Annotated in this window: 2 protein-coding genes and 1 riboswitch; of the genes, one reads left to right on the top strand and one right to left on the bottom strand. The window is 67.9% G+C overall.

Annotation, left to right across the window (positions count from 1 at the left end; genetic code table 11):
- Window positions 1–69 precede the first annotated feature (69 nt).
- Window positions 70–219 (bottom strand): hypothetical protein, encoded by a 150-nt coding sequence (locus tag AC5RUJ_RS13765; protein WP_494001719.1) that lies wholly within the window; start codon window positions 217–219, stop codon window positions 70–72.
- A gap of 29 nt (window positions 220–248) precedes the next feature.
- Window positions 249–370: riboswitch (SAM riboswitch) on the bottom strand.
- 221 nt (window positions 371–591) lie between these two features.
- On the opposite strand from AC5RUJ_RS13765, the gene AC5RUJ_RS13760 reads away from it, so the two are divergent.
- A partial coding sequence (locus tag AC5RUJ_RS13760) for a TM0106 family RecB-like putative nuclease (RefSeq protein WP_494156017.1) occupies window positions 592–2,934 on the top strand: 2,343 nt, incomplete at its 3' end.

The raw sequence follows: 2,934 nt of genomic DNA, 5'->3' as shown, positions 1-2,934 counted from the left end.
CGTGGGCCTTCGGTCCGGGTCCGGTCTGCGCGGCTGCGTGGGCCTTTGCTGTCGGCACGGTCCGCGTGGTCATTGCGCCGCGGCGATGTCGCGCTGCTGCCCGCGGGGCTGCCGGGCGGCATCCAGCAGGAAGTCTACGAAGGCCTCGCGCGCTGCGGAAACCTGTTCATAGTCGGCCAGGCTCAAGACCTGCAGTTGCGGGGAGTGAGGGATGTCCATGGCAGCCGGCGCCGGGCGCCGCGTCCTTTCGCGTGCTCTTGCCCGCATCGGTAGCCGAGGCTGATGCGGGCCGCTTCGTCATCCGAACCACCCAACGAGCGTGGGGTTGGTATGTGGCCAAGTCGGAGCTTGGCGGCCACAGTTCTTGAAGCTGTTGGCAGTATAGCCAGAGCGGCCGCCAGACCGCCGGAGACCGCGGTCACATCGCGTAACAGGAATCCCGGGCCGGGCGCCCATGCCCCATTCGCGAAAATGTCGGTGCCGGACGGTAGACCTGTAACTGCCGGCAGGCACCGGCTGGTGGCGGGATATCGTTGGGGGGACCCGCCGCCCGCCGGGTTGGCACCTGCGCACCTGTTTAAAGGAGGCACCGTGTTTCTGCTCGACTCCGAAGTCGACGGGGCTGACCGCGACCTGGTCTACACAGCCAGCGACCTCGTCGTCGCCGCCCAGTGCGAGTACCAGCTGCTGCGCAAGCTGGACGAGAAGCTGGGGCGCTCCCCCGTGGCGGATTTTGGCCGCGACGAGATGCTCGAGCGCACGGCGGAGTTGGGCGATCTGCACGAGCACCGGGTCTTGCAGCGCTTCCGCGACACCTTCGGCGCCGGCGTGGCGGAGATTGCCGAGACCCGCAGCTACACGCGGCAGGATTTGCAGGCCAAGCACGACGAGTCGATCGCCGCGCTGCGCTCCGGCTCAGACGTGGTGTTCCAGGCGTCCTTCTTCGACGGCCGGTTCCATGGACGGTCCGATTTCCTGGTCAAAACCCACAACGACGGCGGAGCTGCCGCCTACGCGGTCTATGACACCAAGCTGGCCCGACACGCCAAGGTCACCGCGCTGCTGCAGCTGGCCGCGTACGGGGACCAGCTCCTCCAAGCCGGCATCGCCGTGGCTCCCACCGTGACGCTGGTGCTGGGCGACCGGCGGCACAGCAACCACAGCCTCACCGACCTGCTGCCGGTTTTTCGCGAACGCCGCACCAGGTTCCTCAACCTCGTTACCGCACACCGCGAACAGCCAGACCAGGTCCGTTGGGGGAACGAAAGGGTCACCGCGTGCGGACGCTGCAACTACTGCTCCGAACAGGTTGAGCTGCACCGGGACCTGCTGCTGGTCGCGAACATGAGCACGCTGCGCCGGCGCAAGCTGCGAGCGGCCGGGATCTTCACCATCGACCAATTGGCCGCCCTGGAACTTCCACCCGGTGAACCGAGAGACGGCGCGCTGGCCCGGCTCCGCGACCAGGCACGAATGCAGACCGGCTCCGCCACGCCGGACGGCCGGGTGACCTACCGCAAGGACGGCACGGAACACGAGGTTTCGTACCGTGTGCTGGAGCAGCACACACTGTCCCGCCTGCCTGCGCCCAACCCCGGCGACATCTACTTCGACTTCGAGGGCGACCCGCTGTGGCAGGACGAGGACGGCGAGTGGGGGCTGGAGTACCTTTTCGGCGTGGTGGAAAATGCGCCGGCTGCCGGCACGGCCCCGCCGTTTAAGCCCTTCTGGGCGCACAGCCGCGCCGGCGAACGGCAGGCGCTGGCGGATTTCCTGGAATATGTCTCCGATCGGCGGCGCCGGTATCCGGGGATGCACATTTACCACTACGCCAACTACGAGAAGGCCGCATTACGCCGGCTGTCGCTGCAGCATCTGGTGGGTGAGGAAACCGTGGACGGTTTGCTGCGCGAGGGTATCCTGGTGGACCTCTACGACACGGTCCGGCACAGCCTGCGGATCTCGGAAAACTCCTACAGCATCAAGAAGCTCGAGCCCTTGTACATGGGAGATAACCTGCGGTCCGGCGACGTCAAGGACGCCGGAGCTTCCGTGGTCGCATACGCCCGCTACTGTGCGGCCAGGGACGCCGGCAACGACGCCGAGGCAGAGACGGTCCTGAAAAGCATTGCCGACTACAACGAGTACGACTGCCTCTCCACGCTGGAACTGCGCAATTGGCTCCTGCGGTTGGCGGCCGAACGCGGAGTCGTGCCGGGACGCACGACCACCGCGGCGGCCGCTGCCTCTGCCGCGAGTGGGACGTTGGCCACCGACGACGAACCGCTGCCGCCGGAGGAGCGGCGGCTGCACGACTACGTCGAGGCTGCCGCCGACAGGGCCGCCCGGCGAAACGAAACGCTGTCCGCCGATGAACAGGCCGTCGCCATGGTCGCGGCCGCGGTCGGCTACCACCGGCGGGAAGCGAAGCAGTACTGGTGGGCCCATTTCGACCGGCTCGACGCCCCGCTGGAGGACTGGGCGGATACCCGCGACGTCTTCACCGTGGATTCCGCGCGCGTGGTTTCCGGGTGGGAGAAGCCCACGTCGCGCAGCAACCCGGTCCGCGTGCTGCGGCTCACCGGCAGACTGGCGCCCGGATCCACCATCAAGGAAGGCAGCCTGCTCTGCCGGCTCTACGACCAGCCCTTCCCGGCGTTCCTCTGCGACCAGAACGACGGCGTCAATCACCGCGCGTACTGGTTCGGCGCCGAAGTGCTGGAACTGGGGGCCGACGGCGAGAAGGACACGCTCCTGGTAAAGGAGCGGCTGCCCCGCGGTGCCGACGAGTACAACGAGCCGCCGGTGGCGCTCACACCCGACAAGCCGCTGCCCACCACCTCCATCCGGCAGGCCCTCGCAGACCTCGCCGCTGCGGTTGCCGGCACACTTCCCGGCTTCCCGGCCGAACCGGCGCTGGACCTGCTGCGCCGT

It is taken from the genome of Arthrobacter sp. Y3223164 (genome assembly GCF_059091005.1).
This window is presented reverse-complemented; position numbering and strand designations above follow the sequence as displayed.